The following is a 16,948-nucleotide window of genomic DNA, read 5'->3' on the forward strand; positions in this document are numbered from 1 at the left end:
TCTATCCACGATTTTGAATAGTCTATCCGTTGCTAATTGTCTACAGTAAAAAAACGCCGTAGATTTTCAATCTCTACGGCGTTTTATAAGTCAAATAAACAACTTTTCATCTTTAAATTTATGACTTGTTAATAAGCTAACAATAATAAATATCAATAAGGAAGCGACAATTGGAATTGTCACAGTATGCATGCCAAAGACAGAAGGATAAAAACGATCAATGATAATATATAAGGTCATCCCTGAAATCATTGACGCAATCGCACCATATTTATTGGCCTTTTTCCAATAAAGTCCTAAAACGACGGTCCAAATAAAGACTGCCTCTAGTCCTCCGAAAGCAAATAAATTAAGCCATACTAATAAATCTGGTGGATTTAGTGCAAAAACGATAACCGCTAAACCAATCACTGCTGTAACAATAAAACTTGCACGTTTAATTTCCGTATCATTTGCTGTTGGCTTTATATAATTTAAGTAAATATCTTTCACTACTGTTGAGCTTACAAGCATCAACAACGCATTAACTGTAGACATCGTTGCTGCCATCGGTGCTGCTAATACTATACCAGCTAAAAATGGCGGTAAAACCTTTAATGTTAGCAGTGGCATAACTTTATCACCAATCTCAATACCTGGCATCACAGGTCGTGCTAAAACACCAATTAAATGCATACCAAACATGATTGTCCCAATGGCAATAGTGCCAATGATAATGGCTAAATGCATGCTTCTTGAATCTTTGTAGCTCATCGCACGAACAGCGATTTGTGGAAGCCCCACCACACCAACACCGATCAAAATCCAAAATGTAGAAACGTATAATGGCGTTAATTCACCTTCAGCTCCAAATGGAGACACAAGATTCGGATTCTCAGCGACAAGCGAGGCCATAATATTATCGATTCCTCCGCCAGCGATGATTGTCCCAATTAATAAAATAACTGTTCCGATTACCATAATCGAGCCTTGCACCGTATCCGTCAATGCTACAGCGCGGAAGCCCCCAATGATCACATAAACTAACACGGAAATCGCAAAAATAAACAGTGCCGTTGTGTAGTTTAAGCCCGTTAATGACTCAATTAATCGAGCACCACCTACCCATTGTGCCATCATGGCAGAAAATAAAAAGATGATGATACTAATGGCTGATAAAATGACTATGGCATGACTTTTATAGCGCTCTCGTAAAAAATCTATTAACGTGATCGCTTGATAACGTCTTGCGATAATAGCAAATTTCTTCCCAAGAATCATTAAAACAAAATAACCTGCAGGAAGCTGAGCCATCGCCAATAATACCCAACCAAGCCCTTTCGTATAAGCAACACCTGGACCCCCAATAAAGCTACTTGCACTACCATACGTAGCAATCATTGTCATCGCAAGGATGAATCCTCCCATTTCACGACCACCGAGGAAGTATTCCTGTAAAAATGAATTGGAAGAGCGTATATGCTTATTTGACCATATACCAATACCAAAGATGATAACTAAAAATAATAGCAGTGGAACAATAACTTGCCAATGCATTATCGATCCACCTCCTCATCGTCAAATGGGACCTCTTTGAAAAAGAGTTTCATGACGAGCCAGATTAAAATAATCATAAAGCCTGTCCCTGCTATACAGCTATAAAAAAACCATGCAGGGAAACCGAAAACATACGTATAGCTTGTTGGATCACCAGAGCCTAGACCATAGGCAAAGCCGAACCATATCGCAAAGTTAACGATAACAAGTCCAATACCGATAAGCGCCTCTCGATGCGCAATTTTAAAACGTTGATCTTTCAAAATATAGTCCCCCTAACCTACTCTATTTTACTGATATGTTCGTATTATGGGAACCTTTGTGAGAAAAATAAATGTTTGATTAAAATAAGATTTAATTCTTTGCTTTTCTCTCGGGACATTATTTAGATTATTTAGCATAGCCATTACAAAAAATGAAGACAAAATGAAAACTCTACTTTAAGGGGTCACTACATTAGGTGCTCTTATAATTTTTTTAATTATTTGTGTAAAATAAAATGAAGAAAGATAATATTTACACATATTTTTAACTCTATATCTCTATCAAGTAGTGTTTTTTTCTAAAATCTATAAGATCTTTTTCTTCTAGATAAACTTTCTGTTGTTAAGATGTAATCAGTTAGCAAATCATTTAATATTAATTTTACTCTTTCTTTTGTAGGCGTGCACTTATCGTATAACTGGAGTAGTTGCCTACAAGATACACGTAAAAAACGAACTCAGGTCTTCCAATAGAATGAGAATTAAGTTTAGACGGAAAATATGTCAAAGAAAATAGAATGACTTCGTCAAATAAAAAAAGGAAATCGAACAACATCGATTTCCCTTTTTTCTTTTAATATCAGCTAGTTTTATTCCCAGCTTTTTCGTTTCAGATTCACCATTATTTTGTGTTCTGAACGTAAATTATTCGCTTCTTCTATACCTTAAGTTATGCCATCAGCGTTGAAGAAGAGTAATCAGATCATCAATTATTTAAATAATACATTACTTCTTGTATATAATTTTCCAATGGTTGTCTTGTATTCACAGTGATACACCTACAGTTGGAGGGCTTTTTGCTATTTTGAAGTGTATCATTAAAAACCGCTTCTGATTTTATCTCTGCTATTTGACTAACCATTCTATCTCGATTTTTCAATCTATAATTTATCTCTTTGAAGTCATCAAGATAACACTCGATATATTTATATTTAACATTGTATTTTTCTGTTAGTATTGTTCCTTTATCGACCATTTCTTCATAAAAACAAGGACTATCAAGTATTACGTTATGTCCTTGTGATAAATGGAAGTCAACTAAGGACCAATCAATATTATATGAAATATTACCCGAAAGCTTTTCATCAATTGAAAACTCATCAATGTATTTAATAGAGCCGATTTGACTATATCATGGTCAATGATAATACACCCCGTTCTTTTAGCAATCTCACGCGAAAGAGTGGATTTTCCGGAACCAGGGAAGCCTGCCATTTGTATAAAGTACAAGTTTCATCACCTATCTTCAATAAATTATTTCACTTACATTACATAGTAATCTATTACATAGCTCGAGCAAACTGAGCCCTTATGCAACTCAAAGGCCCCCATTAGTTTAAGTACAATGATTCACAATCTTATTCTATCTTTTACACTGACACTTCTTTATTTAGGGAACCCATCAGTAAGTAAGCACATATATTTAGCTGTATTTAAAAATACTAACGAAATAGTCTTCTTCAGGAAAATCCCCCACATATTCCAAACCATTCCTTGAATAAAACTGTTTTAACTTTTCATTTCCTGTCCAACAATCTAAATACAAGGTTTTATTTAATCCTTTTGCCAAAAAACAAGCAAATTTTGTTATAGCAGAACCAATGTTTTTTCCTTGGAACTTGGGTAAAATAGCGATTTGAGATAGATACTTACTTTTATCATCAAGTAAAAGCTCATTTATATTTTCTATATCATATATACAAAATGTCCCTATTATTTCTTCCTCTAGTATTAAAACATACAAAAAGTTATTCTTTAATTGGTTTATAATTTTATTATTATCCCAAGGGTATTCCCATTGGTATATTCCTTTTTGTTGTAAATTTAATGTAACTTCATTTAATATATACATCAATTGCGATAAGTCATCGATTTCAGCTAATTTTATTTCCACTTTTAGCTCTCCATTCATGCTTTTAGTTTTCATCAATGCTGAAAGAAGTTAAAGGTTTTTCTGGTCGGTTAGCGCAATATTTGCAATTAGGGTCACTACATTTTGATTCAGCCCAACTATTACATTTAGGGCAAAAATAAGCATCAAAATCATCGTAGTATACTAGATTAAACTTGCATTTAGAACAATATTTATCTTGTTCAATTTGACCATAAAATTCAAAGTTGTCTATTATTACTTTTCCATACTTTTCTACGATTTTCATAAATATACTCCTATAAAAATATTTATGTATCAAATAACTATTTTAACATACATTCATTTAATTTTGAATATTTACAATTTTCATTAACATAACATTATATCGTTAGTTGAATAGGATCAATTCGAAAACAGCCTATATCTTTTTTACATAGGCGTTTAAGAAATAGGCTGAATGTTCATTTAATAATTGATATGAATTACCGCAACATAGGTTGATGAACGAACAAATTGTAGTTGTAGTAAATAAAGCCATCTTTGATAAAAAAGAGGATAGATAGAACCAATTTATTTAAGCTCTTCTATCCTTTTAATAAAAAATTTAGGAAAAGCTGTTCCTTGTTCCTTGTTCCTATTTGTGTACTTGTTTGTACTTCAAATAGCTAGGATCAGCGTTTATCACCATCTTTAATATTGGAATTTCTTTATTAAGCTTTGAAGCTCGTCTGCCTGTCGTGCCATTACTTTTGCTGAAGAGGCCATATTATCTATGAAAGCTAATTGCTCCTCTGCGGTTATCGTAACGTGTTCCGTGCTTTCAGTAGCCTTGCTTGCAATGCGTGCCATTGCTTCTGTTGAAGCAGTAACTTCTTCAACACTTGCAGACATTTGTTCCGTCACAGCGGAGATGTCATGCAACTGTGTACTTACACCCTTAATCGACTGCATAATCTTGTGGAAAGCCAGTTTTGTATCATCGACAACATCCATACCTGCGGCAGCTTCCTTCGAGTTACTAGAAATAGCCGTAATAACATTTGCCGTATCACTTTGAATTGAATGAATAAGCGATGCTATTTGATCAGCAGATTTCTTTGATTGTTCTGCTAAATTACGAACTTCATCTGCAACGATAGCAAAGCCTTTTCCTTGCTCCCCGGCACGAGCCGCTTCGATGGCTGCGTTTAAGGCAAGCAAATTCGTTTGTTCGGCTATGCTTGTAATCACATCTACGATATTGCCAATTTGTTGCGACTGATCACCTAAAATTCGAACCTGCTCCTCTACATGGTCAGATGATTTATTAATAATTGTCATTTGATTCAATACACGATTCAAAGAATCATTTCCTTGAGCAGCCTCGTCACTCATTAAATCAGCAGCATCTGAAACCGTTGAAGCCGTTTCAGCAACTTGTTGGATGCCAATCGCCATTTCCTGCATGGCCGTTAAGCTATCACTTGTGCTATGTAACGTTGTTCTTGAACCATTGGCTAAATCTTGTAGTGTTGACGTTAGCTGTCTCGTCATGTCAGCGGTTTGCTGTGATTTAGTTGTTAAGCCATCAGACGATATATCAACTTGTTTAGAGGATTGTGCTATTTGTTGCATGACTACCTTTAAACTTGTCAGCATTTTATTAAACGATTGCGCAAGCTCACCTGCTTCATCCTTGGAATTAATTTGTAGCTGTTTTGTTAAATCTCCCTCTCCATCCGCAATATCTCGAAGTTGAGCATTCATTTCACGAAGCGGCTTAACAAATGCTCTTGTAAAGAGGAAGCTACCTAATATAGCGATGACAGCTCCGATGAACAATACAATGAGAAGCTTGCCGATAAATGCAAAGATAATAGAGTTCACACCATCTATCGTTTCACCAACAAACCACATCCCAATGATGTCTCCATTTGCATCTTTAATAGGTGCATATAGTGTTAAATATTTCGTTCCTACTACATCTGCCTCACCAATAAAGGTTTCCCCTTTAGTCATAACATTTTTAACGACTTTTGGATCAGCATCTTTGCCAACTAAACGTTCGCCATTTAGCTTTAGATTAGTAATTAGTCCTTTAGAGCCTTGGAAAATGGTTACACCACCGTCGATGCTTTCTCCAACCTCATCAACAAAGGCTTCCTGATCAACCATTTTTGAATCCCCTTTGTAAAGTTCCCCATCTTTTATAGTCCAATCTCCCTTAAATCGTTCTTCTAGAAGCGCGTAGCCGACCTTTGAAATATGGGTTACACTCTGCTCAAAATTATTAAGCATAATTTGCTTCACTTGTATATGGGATACAAATCCAATCATAATGCTTAAAAACAGAATAACCCCCACTAAAAGCAAATTAAATTTCGTACTAATTTTAAAAGTGCGCAAATAATTTGTCTCTCCTTTCTCACATTAATTAGGAATATTATGTATAAAATGTAAACCATTTTTATTAAACATGATTCTATAAATACTTTCAAGACATTATCAATAAATTAACAATTTTAATATAAATGAGTTGTTGGTGAGCAGTGGCTAAGGGAAATACAATGAATTCACAACGTATGGTTGTTTTCCGCCGCTTTGCTGACGCTACGCTTTCTCACAGAAAACATCCGCTACGCTGCAGGGTCTCGCGCCAACAGCTGTTTTTTGCGCGAAAGTGAAGCATCAGCGGCAGGATGTTGATCCCAAAGGCGTTATCACAGGACGTGATGCTTTTAGCCTTCGTTCCTCTACGCTAATTCCCAAGGAGTCGCTCTGTTTCCTCTCTAATCAACTTAACCGCATAACTTATGCTTTAACATAATGTCACCCCATCTCTCGCTGGTAAACTACAATCCTTCTTTTTTATGGTGTAATTTTAAATTTCTGTTAATATATCTTTTAAAAGGGAGGAAGTTTATGAAACTTGTTTTAATATTTGGTCCTCAAGCAGTAGGAAAAATGACCGTTGGACAGGAATTAGCTAAAATAACGGAATTGAAACTTTTTCATAACCATATGACGATTGATTTGGTTAGTCATTTTTTGGTTATGGTACAACAGAAGGAAAAAGATTGGTTAATTTGTTTCGTCAGGAAATATTCGAAGAGGTGTCCAAAAGTAATTTGTATGGCTTAATTTTTACTTATGTCTGGGCTTTTGATATGCAGGAGGATTGGGATTATGTCGACGATCTTGCAAAGCTTTTTGAATCAAGAGGTGCTACTGTTTATTTTGTAGAGCTTGAAGCTGATGTAGTAGAAAGATTGGAAAGAAATAAAAGCGGTCATCGACTTGAGCATAAACCTTCAAAGAGAGATATTGAATGGTCCGAAAAGGATTTGAAAAGCTCAATGGAAAAATACAGATTAAATTCGTTAAAAGGCGAATTAAAATATGCAAATTATCTCAAGATCAACAACACAAATTTGAGTGCTGAAGAAGTTGCTTTGAGCATAAAGGAAACATTTCATTTGTAGAATTGAAAAACGCCTGGATCTCCAAGCGTTTTTTCGCTTTTATAATCACTTGTAACTATAATTAATTAACTGATAACCCGTTAATAAAACAATATACTATTTCTTCTTCTAACTGACTTAATTTACGATTTAGTTGAGTAGTTAGTTCATTAACTAAATTCGGATGGTTTCTTTGATGTTTTTCTGTTAAATCACAAATTAACTTCAACAACATGATATACCCCATAAAATCCTCTTTAGATAATGGGGGCTCATGCGAAAGTACATAAATTTCGGCATCAAACATTTCAATGTTTTCTATGAGATGTCTAACATTTTCAATTTTATATTGTGGTTGTTGTGTGTAAATACTTGGATACAAGCAGTCCCCTAAGAAAAGTACCTTTTCTCCCTCTACATAAATAAGTGATGAGTCATCAGAATGATCTCCACCTACATGTTTGACTACACACCGAATACCACCTAATTCAATCTCATATTTATCTTTAAAAGTAATATTAGGTAATTTGATGGTAATATTTGTGTCTTCTCCAAATTCGTTTTTTATCATGTCGGAACAAAACTGATTCTCTAGGCCTTTTTCGATACGATTATCTAAAGCTTCATCTGACCAATCATATTCAATCATTTTTTCAAGATGTATTTTTGTGTATTCATGTGCAATGGTTAAGAGATTCATCTGATTTGTTCCAAAGCTATGATGCCAATGCGTTAATACTACAGAATGATAATTAGCAATATGACTTTTATTTAGTTCATCAAGAAATAACTTAGTATGTTTATCAGAATTTCCTGCATCTACAATTAAAGTTCGGTGTTCCCCACAAATGGCAGACAGTATTGGTCGATCTGTTTCAGGATCATGCGGTAAATACTGTATACGATTAGTTAGTTGTTTCAAACTTTTCTCCATTATCTTAACTCCCTTTGTTTTCATTTGTTCCGACAATCTTATTTAATGTATCAAGAACATTTTTTAACTCTGTTAAGCTAACTTTTGAATAATATTTTTTCACAAGCATGGCGTCAATTTTATTTAGAAGCTGATGAAACTCTTGACCTCTATCCCCAAGATAAATAAAGGTCTCTCTACGGTTTATTGAATTCTCTTGACGATAAATCATTTCCATTTCTTCGATCTTTGAAATTACTTGGCTAACCGCACTTTTTGAAATACCAAAATGATTTGCAATATCATTTGCAATTACAGGCTCATTGCGAATAATATAAAACATAATAATTTCTTGTTGAGGAGTTAAGTGAAAGTTTTCTAATTCCTCAACCTCTTTGGTTTCTTGTAAAACTAACAACTTAAACTGCTCAAACTTTTGATTGATTTGGTCTATCATTATTAAATAATCATCCACAGATTTATCAGCCCCAATTCACATTAAGTTAAGTTTAGTTTACTTAACTATTATCAAATTGTCAATTATTGTATGTACACATCAAAAATGGATTCCCCTTGATATTATTTTTATAGCCACCGCTCACTAATTAGTGAGCAGTGGCAGACAGTAAATTCACAACGTAAGGGACATCGGGGCAACAAATGATCTTTGCGCGAAAGTGTAGCGCTAATAAAGTGCCAGTATATGTTCTTCAGAAGGATTACTATCTATGATTATTAAAGCTCCTATACTCTATTTAGTTATTGAATGGTCATCAATCGCTTGAACAGCTAGTTCCAACGCTTTAATCCTTCTTTCTAAGAGCGTTCTTTGGGGACTACCAACCTTTGACTTCATGTATATGTTCTCAATTGATGGTAATAAACCAGCGAGAACATTGCTCGCTACGGCTAAATCTTCTTGAGTATAATGATGGGGGCTTTGATTCCAAACATTTTCTAGCATCGCTAATCCAATGGAAACAGCTTTAAGTCGTTTCTTTACTAAAGTAGTATTTGCGCCTTTCTCGATCATCTGAGACAAGGCATTTTCGAGTTTGCTGATTGTCGATTGTAAAGATTTTATTGATTCCAATTTTTCTACATTTGTTACGTTTTCCATAGTAGTACTGACCTTTCTCGTTTCTGAAATATATTCTTTGTTACTGAAAATCGTTAAAAATCTGATTTCACTCGCAATATTTTATCATAATTACACAAGGGATTCTCAAAAACCTGGCCCAATTAAATAGCCTCTCCTATCCGTTTATTCACATCTTCAAGGGACTTCCTCGAGTAGAGAATGAAGGAAACATTTCATTTATAAAAACAAAAAAAACGCCTGAATTTCCAAGCGTTTTTCGTTATTTCGCAGCTTTCGCATACATTTGTAATGCTTTCTTATCAATTTTTCCAACACTTGTTTTTGGCAATTCATCGATAACAATAATCTTTTTGGGGATTTTATAGCGACCTAGATGCTTGTTACAAATTTCTTTGATTTCCTCTAATATAGTTTCATCTCGATCCTGACAAACAATAAAGGCCGCTACGATTTCTCCCCAATAATCATCAGCTATTCCAATGACCGCTACCTCTTGCACTAACTGATGGCGCAAAATACATTGCTCCACTTCTTGTGGATACACATTTTCCCCGCCAGAAATTATCATCTCTTTACTGCGACCGACAATATAAAAGTCACCATCCTCATCCATCATAGCTAAATCACCAGTTTTCACCCAGCCTTCATGCATGATTTTTTCAGTCTCTTGCTGATTATTCCAGTAAAAAAGAAACATATGCTTGCCTCTGACGAATAGCTCTCCCACTTCGTTTGTCGCACAGCTTTCTCCGGCACTATTCATAATTTTAGCTTCATTGAATTGCATACTTTTCCCCACGGCACCTTTTTTCAAACAGGCTGCCTCTCGGGAAATATAAAAATTATTGGGTCCCGCTTCTGTTAAGCCATAGCCCTCTTTAAAAAATAACCCTTTCTTAAAAAATGCATCATAGATTGGATACGGACATGGTGCGCCTCCTGATAAAAATACATTCATTGACGGGAAGCTACTCTCCTTAAAGTACTCCGTTGCAATCATCGCTTGGTACATTGTTGGCACAAATAGTGAAATTGTAGTCTTATACTGATTAATCGCCTGAAGAGCGTATTCTGCCTCAAATTTATCACCAATCACCACTGTACCGCCAGCCATTAATAACGGTATACATAAGGCATTCAAGCCGCCTGTATGAAACAATGGCATATAATTTAACGTACAGTCACGATCATTCAAACCCCAACTAATAATTGTATTAATCGCATTCCAATTCACAGAATTAAACGATAGGACAACACCTTTTGCCTTGCCAGTTGTGCCCCCAGTGTAAATCATTAGCCAAGGGTCATTCAAGTCTACCTCTCGAATGCTTAGTGTAGTGGCTTCACTCGCTAAACGAAGAGAATGCATATTTTCTAAAGATACAGGGCAATTCATTTCTTCATCGTAAAGCAGTAAAGAAGGCGTAGCATCCGTTAAAATATCATGTAATTCCTTTGCACTCATACGCCAATTCAGTGGCACGTAGATCAGTCCTCTTAATCCACAGGCGAATAAGACAGCAAAAAGCTGGATGTGATTTTTCGCAAATACAGCAACACGACTTCCTGCCCGCAAGTTTTGGCGCTCCAAGAAATGACACCATTTTGTGATTTCCACTGTTAGTTGCTGATAAGTCCACTGCTCCTGTGTTTCTATGTTTACCAAGGCGATACGTTTAGGTGTTAACGATGCACGTTTTAAAATCCAGGATTGCTCGACAAACATTTTGAAAGCCTCCTTATCACATCATAATTGCTCCATCCACATGAAGCGTGTGGCCGTGGACATAGGAAGCCTCATCAGATGCTAAATATAAATAGGCATTGGCAATATCTCTAGGTGTTCCTAATCTTTGCAATGGCACGATAGAACGCATTTGTGCAAGCACATTTTCTGGCATTTTTTTCACCATATCAGTTTCTGTAAAACCAGGTGCCACCGCATTAACGTTAATCCCCTTGCGCCCTAATTCCTTCGCCCAAGTTTTCGTCATGCCGACAATAGCAGCCTTTGTGGCAGCGTAATTCGTTTGACCAACATTGCCATAAACACCGCTAACAGAGGATGTGTTAATAATTTTGCCCCCTCCGGCAGCAATCATATGTGGAATGACCTCTTGCGTACAATTGAAAACGCCAGTCAAATTCACATCAAGCACTTGATGAAATTGATCTTCCGTCATTTTTGTTAGCATCGCATCACGTGTAATACCCGCATTGTTCACTAAAATATCGACTCGGCCTGTTTGCTCTACAACTGTTGCTACTAAGTTTTTGACGCTCTCTCTATCTGCAACGTCTACTTGCACAAATAACGCTTGATCTCCAAATTGTTTGGCTGCTGAAACACCTGCATCCTCATTAAAATCTGCAATGACAACGAATGCACCCTCTTCAATAAACCGTTCAGCAGCAGCATAGCCAATCCCATTGGCGGCTCCCGTAATTATGGCAACTTTATTGTCTAAACGCATACTTTTTTCCTCCTATTTCTAAAAACGCTTCAATTTCAGATGTCAGCTGTGGTAAATCATCTATTAATGGGGAATGACCGCAGTCTTTTAAACTAATGAATTGTGCATTTCCACCTAAATCGAGCATTATTTCATCATTCATCCCTTCTGTTATTACGTAATCACGATCCCCTCTTAACACTAAAACTGGAATGGTAATTTGTTGTACCTCATGCGTGCCTTTTGCGACATCATGATCAACAGCACTTATATTGAAGACATTTAAGGCATGATAAACTTCTGCTAAATTGCGTTGCGTCAGCATATCCTCCACATATGTCTGATAGTGTTCTGCGCTAGGCTGATTATGAGTGTAAATAAGTGCGTCCCAGACCGACTGTAAGCCATGCACATCTTTCGAATCATAAAAGCCTTGTACTAATTTTGTTTTAGAAGTGTCGACGAGTACTTCCTCATAGGTAAAAGCTCTTTTTAAAGCCGCTTGATTGCCAGTACCTAAATCTGTGTAAAATGGATAGCCTCTCGTAGATGCCGAGGCTAGTAAAATAAGCTGCTGACAATAACCTGGATACTGTGCGACAAACTGCATACACACAGCTCCGCCCGTTGACCAACCAATCATGTCAAACTGCTGCAATTTAATCGCATCCACAAAAAGCTTCACATCATCACTAAAATCTTTAATCGCGGAAATTGGTTTATGATAAGATGAACTACCAAAGCCCCGTAGATCCAGCGCATAAATTGTATATTTTTCATTCAACACGTCGATTAGAACGTCCCAATGTTTGGATGATGTCATATTACCGTGAATCAATAATAAAACACGTTCTCCCCCTTGACGTTTGCGATACGCAATCGTTTCTCCATTTGATAGCTCAACAGTTTTTAACATTGCATTTCCCCCTTATCCCCATCGAATCGTAATCGCTCCCCATACATAGCCAATCCCAGCACTAACAAGTGTAACAATGTCGCCATCATGAATACGGCCTTCTTCTAACGCTAGCTGCAATGATAATATTTGATCAATCTGTCCGATATGACCATACTCTTGCAAGTATATGGACTGCTCTTGCTTTAAGCCGAGTTCACATAAAATATAATTATGAGCAGATCTTTTCATGTGAAGCATCGCTAAATAACCAACATCGCCCTCATTGAATCCACTTTTCGCTAAAGATGTTCGAATTACCTTCAAAAAATTGCTTAAAGATTTTTGCTCTAAACGTTCTTTCATTCCAATTGGGTCAATCACATCGAGCTGATACAATTTATTTTCTAAATCAGAAGGCGTCAAAGGTTTTTTTGTACCGCCTACAGGCACGACTACATCCTCTGAAAATGAGCCATCCGTCATAATATCCGCCTCTAATAATTGATTTTTGTCATAGTTTTTCTGTAAAAGAATAGCGCCCCCACCAGCTGCTAAATTGTACATAAAGCGTGTTCGAGGATTGCTGTAATCTATAAAATCGACGTTTCTATAGCCACCAGCTAGGAGTACGGTATGAATGGAGTCATCCGACGCCATTAAGCTTTTCGCTAGCTTTAGTGCCATAATGGTCGTGCCGCATCTTAATTGCACATCGAATGCCCAAGCATTTACGGCCCCTAGCTCCTCCTGCATTTTTATCGAGGCAGTCCACAAAGGGTACTCTTTATGCTCCTCTCCCATATAGATCACAACATCAATGTCCTTCGGGTCGATATTAGCCTTGCGTATAGCGTCCTGCGCGGCCCATACCCCCATTTGAACCGTATGATCGTGCTCATCAGGAATAGGCTTTTCATTAATACCCATTTTTTGACGAATAACATCCTCTGGTATATTGGAAAGCGTCGCAATTTCTTTTGATGTCATTTTCGTCTGCGGAATATAGATTCCTGTACTTACAATGCCTACAGTCATTCAAATCGCTCCTTTTCCTGCGACAGGGCAACCGATGATTGATTTATTCCATTTCGCTTTAATCGCCATTTCCAAAACATCATACGCAAGGATCCAATAATTCCTTTTGGGAAAAAGATAACCGCTAAAATATAAAGAATCCCAAAGAAGATAATCCACCGTTCAAATATTGGATAATCACGAGCTAACCCTGAAAGCGCATGCTGTGCATATTCAATAACAGCCGATCCTAATAATGGTCCAACTAAAGTGCCGACGCCGCCGATAATCGTCATTAGTAATGCATCTAACGTAATATCCATTGTCATCACACTCGTATTGACAAATCGTAGTGACACAGCGTATAAGGAGCCTGCTAAGCTAGCAACAGTACCTGCGACAATTGAAGCAATCACTTTATAGTACAAAGTGTTGTAACCTAATGATTTTGTTCGTTGTTCATTTTCCCGAACAGCAATTAAAATTCTGCCAGTTGGCGAGTTCACAAAGCGATATAGCGCCATAAAAATAACGACCAAGCATGCGAGCACGAAGAAATAAAACGTCATTCGATCTCTAAAAATTTCGGGTGCTCTAAACGTAAAGCCATCATTTCCGTATGTAACAGAACGCCATTTTTCTGCCACAACTAAAAATAGTCCTGAAAAAGCTAATGTCAGCATCGCAAAGAAATGACTTTTTAATCGAAGTGTCAGTAACCCTACCAAAAAGCTAATGAAGCCTGCTAGTATCATGCCTACGACAATAGATATAAAAAATGTCGAGAGTGTTGGCTCCATTTGCTTCAGCATGACAGCTGTTGTGTAAGCACCTAAACCAAAAAACATTGCATGGCCGAACGACACAATTCCTGTATAGCCAAGGAGAATGTCATAGCTCATCGCTAAAATACCGAAAATAAAGATTTGCGTTAATAAAATCATTAGCGTCCTTGAATCATTGACGAAAGGGAGAAGCACTAAAATAGCTAACATGAGGAAAAAACATAGATGCTGCAATGAAAGCTTCATTTTCACGTTGATCTCTCCTTTCTCATAGCAAATAAGCCTTGTGGACGGAAAATTAATACAATAGCCATTAAAATCATATTGACCGCAAGCGATAACACTGGCACATAATAAGCCATAAAGCTACCTGCTAAACCTACTAATATAGCTGCTAATAGCGAGCCTGAAAAACTACCCATTCCTCCGATTACGACAACGATAAAACCTAAAATCGCATACTCCATGCCCATTTCTGCATAGATGACGCCTGAATATGGAGCCATTAACATACCACTAAGTGCTGCAAGTGCCGCACCAACCATAAACACATATAAAAACACTTGCTTTATATGAATACCAAGCGCCTGTGCCATCTCTTTATCCTGTACACCAGCTCGAACGATGAGGCCGACCTTCGTCTTTTTTAGCGTGTATTGGAAAATACCGAAAATGATAAAACCGACAACAATAATAAATAATCGATATTTAATAATAATAACGTCTCCAATTTCCCAGCTGCCTGCTAAGTAACTCGGCGTTTTCACTGCCACACCATTTGGACCAAAAGCAACTTTAATCATCTCCTGTAGCACGAGCATCAGCCCTAATGTAATTAAAATTTGCTGAATATGATTGCCGTACACAGGTGTTATAATTAATTTTTCAGTAATGAGTCCTAATAAAGCTCCCGTTACGATGGCACCTACAATTCCAATAAGAAAGCTCTCTGTAAACATATACGTAAAGATCCCCGCATAAGCCCCCCAAACAAATAAACCACCATGTGCAAAGTTCAAAACGTCCATTAATCCAAAAATTAACGTCAGACCAGCCGCTAGCAGAAAAATTAACATGCCAGTTGCAAGGCCGTTAATGACTAAATTGACAAGTAGCTCCAAAAAAGTACACCCCCCTTTATCCGATTCCAAGATATTTTCGTTTTAATTCTTCATGATGGATAAGATCTTTCATTTTCCCCGAATGAACAGTTCTACCATCATCAATCAACGTGTACGTATCGCCAATTTGGCTCGCCATCATAAAATTTTGTTCGACAAGAACAATGGACGTTTGCTTTTTCATTTCAACGATGGCCTCCATTACTTTCTCTACCACAATGGGCGCTAGTCCCTTCGAAGGCTCATCAATCAATATCAATTTACTATCATTGATAAATGCCCGTGCCATAGACAGCATTTGTTTTTGACCACCCGAAAGATGTCCACCAGCCTTCTTCCAAAATTTCTTTAAGTCAGGAAACAGCTCTAGCACATAATTTTGTCGCTCTAAAGTAGCTGTATCTTCTTTACGCATAGCCACTTTCATATTTTCCTCTACGGTTAAATCTGCAAAAATCCCTTGGTTTTCAGGAACATAGCCGATTCCTAATTTCGCCACTTTATAGGTAGGGTTTTTCTTAATAGAATGTGCGCGAAATTCTACCTCTCCCTTTGAGGCAGGTGTTAACCCCATAATCGTTTTTAGAGTGGTCGTTTTGCCTGCTCCATTCCTGCCAAGCAGTACACTTACTTGCCCTTCCATTGCTTCAAAATTGATCCCCTGCAAAATATGGTATTGCCCGATATAGGTGTGGACATCATTTAATTTCAGTAAGGTGTTCATCGTACAGACCTCCTAAATATGCATTTTGTACGGTTTCGTTTTTCATAATGTCCTCTGGTGTTCCATCTGCAAGAAGCTGGCCATTAAATAGCACCATAATCGAATCCGACAAATCAAGAATCATATCCATCTTGTGTTCGATAAGGAGAATGGTTTTATCACCTTGATTTTTAATCGTGCGAATAACGTCTAAAATCGTCGGCACCTCCTCTAAGGACATACCTGCCGTTGGTTCATCTAGTAAAAGAATTTCCGTATCAAGTGCTAACAGCATCGCAATCTCAAGCTTTCTCTTTTCCCCATGAGATAGCATTGTCGTGAGCGCATCTCTTTTATTGTCAAGCAAAACAAGTGTTAATAGCTCCTCCGCTTTTTCTGTAATCGCCTTATAGCTTTTATAATGGCGAAATAATTGGAAACGAACTTTCTCCTTGGATTGCACAGCCAAACGGACATTTTCTAAAACTGTGAGGTTCGGAAAAACATTTGTAATTTGAAAAGATCGCCCGAGCCCCATGCGCGTTCTTTCGATTGCTGATTTTTGCGCAAGTGATTGCCCCTTAAAAAAGACATCCCCGGCAGTCGGCTTTAACTCTCCACTTATTAAATTAAAGAAGGTTGTTTTCCCAGCTCCATTTGGTCCAATAATTGACTTCAAATGCTTTTCAGGCATATTAAAATTCACATGGTCGACAGCTGTATGTCCGCCAAAACGAATGGTTAAGTTTTCTGTTCGTAAAATGGGTTCCATCGTATTCTCCTTTCTAGTACTTCTAACTCTCTTCACCCATTCTCATATGAAAGTGGGTGAAGAGAGACAGAATAA

At 37.1% G+C, this 16,948-nt stretch carries 16 protein-coding genes and 2 pseudogenes; 1 reads left to right on the forward strand and 17 read right to left on the reverse strand.

Features of this window, described 5'->3' with window-relative positions; all coding sequences use genetic code 11:
* Nucleotides 1-90 precede the first annotated feature (90 nt).
* The 6 genes and pseudogenes from panF to AC3WSO_RS13090 all read right to left on the reverse strand — a co-directional run bounded on the left by panF (nucleotide 91) and on the right by AC3WSO_RS13090 (nucleotide 6,057).
* On the reverse strand, nucleotides 91-1,536 hold the full coding sequence (gene panF, locus AC3WSO_RS13065) for a sodium/pantothenate symporter (protein WP_492531337.1): 1,446 nt from the start codon (nucleotides 1,534-1,536) through the stop codon (nucleotides 91-93).
* Nucleotides 1,536-1,799, reverse strand: coding sequence for a YhdT family protein (locus AC3WSO_RS13070; protein ID WP_386828081.1), 264 nt, complete (start codon nucleotides 1,797-1,799; stop codon nucleotides 1,536-1,538). Before AC3WSO_RS13070 ends, panF begins: the two co-directional genes overlap by 1 nt.
* Before the next feature lie 706 nt (nucleotides 1,800-2,505).
* Nucleotides 2,506-3,029: pseudogene (locus AC3WSO_RS13075) on the reverse strand (P-loop nucleotide/nucleoside kinase family protein).
* 193 nt (nucleotides 3,030-3,222) lie between these two features.
* Nucleotides 3,223-3,693: a GNAT family N-acetyltransferase gene (locus AC3WSO_RS13080; protein WP_492531339.1), complete on the reverse strand. Its 471-nt coding sequence runs from the start codon at nucleotides 3,691-3,693 to the stop codon at nucleotides 3,223-3,225.
* A 22-nt stretch (nucleotides 3,694-3,715) separates the two neighbouring features.
* Nucleotides 3,716-3,958 carry a hypothetical protein gene (locus AC3WSO_RS13085; RefSeq protein WP_492531341.1) on the reverse strand — a complete coding sequence of 81 codons (243 nt, stop codon included), beginning with the start codon at nucleotides 3,956-3,958 and terminating at the stop codon, nucleotides 3,716-3,718.
* A gap of 404 nt (nucleotides 3,959-4,362) precedes the next feature.
* Nucleotides 4,363-6,057: a methyl-accepting chemotaxis protein gene (locus AC3WSO_RS13090; protein WP_492531343.1), complete on the reverse strand. Its 1,695-nt coding sequence runs from the start codon at nucleotides 6,055-6,057 to the stop codon at nucleotides 4,363-4,365.
* Nucleotides 6,058-6,573: 516 nt separating this feature from the next.
* Between AC3WSO_RS13090 and AC3WSO_RS13095 the strand changes: the two are divergent.
* Nucleotides 6,574-7,133, forward strand: a pseudogene (locus tag AC3WSO_RS13095) (AAA family ATPase).
* A 61-nt stretch (nucleotides 7,134-7,194) separates the two neighbouring features.
* Here AC3WSO_RS13095 and AC3WSO_RS13100 read toward each other — a convergent pair.
* The 11 genes from AC3WSO_RS13100 to AC3WSO_RS13150 all read right to left on the reverse strand — a co-directional run bounded on the left by AC3WSO_RS13100 (nucleotide 7,195) and on the right by AC3WSO_RS13150 (nucleotide 16,873).
* The gene (locus AC3WSO_RS13100; RefSeq protein WP_492531344.1) at nucleotides 7,195-8,046 is read right to left on the reverse strand and encodes an MBL fold metallo-hydrolase; all 852 of its coding nucleotides are present in this window, start codon (nucleotides 8,044-8,046) and stop codon (nucleotides 7,195-7,197) included.
* 4 nt (nucleotides 8,047-8,050) lie between these two features.
* Complete coding sequence (locus tag AC3WSO_RS13105) at nucleotides 8,051-8,500, reverse strand: MarR family winged helix-turn-helix transcriptional regulator (RefSeq protein WP_492531345.1); 450 nt, start codon at nucleotides 8,498-8,500, stop codon at nucleotides 8,051-8,053.
* Between the two features lie 276 nt (nucleotides 8,501-8,776).
* Nucleotides 8,777-9,145 carry a hypothetical protein gene (locus AC3WSO_RS13110; protein WP_492531347.1) on the reverse strand — a complete coding sequence of 123 codons (369 nt, stop codon included), beginning with the start codon at nucleotides 9,143-9,145 and terminating at the stop codon, nucleotides 8,777-8,779.
* A gap of 241 nt (nucleotides 9,146-9,386) precedes the next feature.
* Nucleotides 9,387-10,853 carry a class I adenylate-forming enzyme family protein gene (locus AC3WSO_RS13115; protein ID WP_492531348.1) on the reverse strand — a complete coding sequence of 489 codons (1,467 nt, stop codon included), beginning with the start codon at nucleotides 10,851-10,853 and terminating at the stop codon, nucleotides 9,387-9,389.
* 16 nt (nucleotides 10,854-10,869) lie between these two features.
* Complete coding sequence (gene fabG, locus AC3WSO_RS13120) at nucleotides 10,870-11,601, reverse strand: 3-oxoacyl-ACP reductase FabG (RefSeq protein ID WP_492531350.1); 732 nt, start codon at nucleotides 11,599-11,601, stop codon at nucleotides 10,870-10,872.
* Entirely contained in the window at nucleotides 11,585-12,496 is a 912-nt protein-coding gene (gene phaZ, locus AC3WSO_RS13125) for an intracellular short-chain-length polyhydroxyalkanoate depolymerase (protein WP_492531351.1), read from the reverse strand. The genes fabG and phaZ overlap by 17 nt, the downstream gene beginning before the upstream one ends.
* Nucleotides 12,497-12,508: 12 nt before the next feature.
* Nucleotides 12,509-13,513: a 3-oxoacyl-ACP synthase gene (locus AC3WSO_RS13130; RefSeq protein WP_492531353.1), complete on the reverse strand. Its 1,005-nt coding sequence runs from the start codon at nucleotides 13,511-13,513 to the stop codon at nucleotides 12,509-12,511.
* The gene (locus tag AC3WSO_RS13135; protein ID WP_492534346.1) at nucleotides 13,510-14,523 is read right to left on the reverse strand and encodes a branched-chain amino acid ABC transporter permease; all 1,014 of its coding nucleotides are present in this window, start codon (nucleotides 14,521-14,523) and stop codon (nucleotides 13,510-13,512) included. Before AC3WSO_RS13135 ends, AC3WSO_RS13130 begins: the two co-directional genes overlap by 4 nt.
* 2 nt (nucleotides 14,524-14,525) lie before the next feature.
* Nucleotides 14,526-15,398, reverse strand: coding sequence for a branched-chain amino acid ABC transporter permease (locus AC3WSO_RS13140; RefSeq protein WP_492531355.1), 873 nt, complete (start codon nucleotides 15,396-15,398; stop codon nucleotides 14,526-14,528).
* A 16-nt stretch (nucleotides 15,399-15,414) separates the two neighbouring features.
* Nucleotides 15,415-16,122 (reverse strand): ABC transporter ATP-binding protein, encoded by a 708-nt coding sequence (locus AC3WSO_RS13145; protein ID WP_492531356.1) that lies wholly within the window; start codon nucleotides 16,120-16,122, stop codon nucleotides 15,415-15,417.
* The gene (locus tag AC3WSO_RS13150; protein WP_492531358.1) at nucleotides 16,097-16,873 is read right to left on the reverse strand and encodes an ABC transporter ATP-binding protein; all 777 of its coding nucleotides are present in this window, start codon (nucleotides 16,871-16,873) and stop codon (nucleotides 16,097-16,099) included. Before AC3WSO_RS13150 ends, AC3WSO_RS13145 begins: the two co-directional genes overlap by 26 nt.
* Between the last annotated feature and the right edge of the window lie 75 nt (nucleotides 16,874-16,948).

The sequence above is a fragment of the Lysinibacillus sp. EB106-09-02-XG168 genome (assembly GCF_058791475.1).